This is a genomic window from Hyphomonas oceanitis SCH89 (genome assembly GCF_000685295.1).
GTDB classification, from domain to species: Bacteria; Pseudomonadota; Alphaproteobacteria; order Caulobacterales; family Hyphomonadaceae; genus Hyphomonas; species Hyphomonas oceanitis.
In genome coordinates, this window is sequence record NZ_ARYL01000145.1 from 1 (window position 1) to 753 (window position 753).

A 753-nucleotide genomic window follows, 5' to 3' on the forward strand; every position below is an offset into this window, starting at 1 on the left:
GCGCCCTCATTGAACCCTCGGTCGATGGCTATGTGAACGCGATCCAGGTCTATCCCTATACCGAAGGCGCGCTCTACAGGCTCTATGCCAGTCCCGGACAGGTCTCCGACATCGCGCTCCAGCCGGGCGAGGAGCTGGTTTCAGTTTCGGCCGGCGACACGGTGCGCTGGGTGGTTGGCGATACGGTCTCCGGATCTGGCCCGACGGCCCGCGCGCATGTCCTCGTCAAGCCCATCAATGCGGGCATTCGCACCAATCTCATGATCGCCACGGACCGGCGGACCTATCATCTGGAACTCGAAAGCCAGGCGGATGGCTATATGGCCGCCCTGTCCTGGCGCTATCCCGCCGATGAGCTGGCAGGCCTCACCGCCCGCAACGACCGCGCGATTGCGCGCGAGGCCGCATCGATCACAAGCGGCTTGACGCTGGAAGGCCTGAACTTCGACTATCGCCTGACCGGCGACAGTCCGGGCTGGAAGCCTGTCCGTGTTTTCGATGACGGGCGTCAGGTGTTCATCCAGATGCCGGGTGATATCGCGACGACAGACATGCCGCCCTTGTTCGTCCTGGGGCCGAGAAGCGAGGCTGAACTTGTGAACTATCGCGTGCGTGGCAATTATTATGTTGTCGACCGCCTGTTCCGCGCCGCTGAACTCCGGCTCGGCACAAAAAACCAGACGATCGTCCGTATCAGCCGCAATGATCAGCGCTCGCCCCTTGCCGCGATGTTCGGGGGCTGACGCAATGTCC

General features: G+C 62.7%; 1 protein-coding gene. It reads left to right on the top strand.

The window, feature by feature from the left end; genetic code table 11:
* On the top strand, positions 1 to 743 hold a 743-nt coding region (gene trbG, locus HOC_RS20640), incomplete at its 5' end, for a P-type conjugative transfer protein TrbG (RefSeq protein WP_035542672.1).
* Positions 744 to 753: the final 10 nt, after the last annotated feature.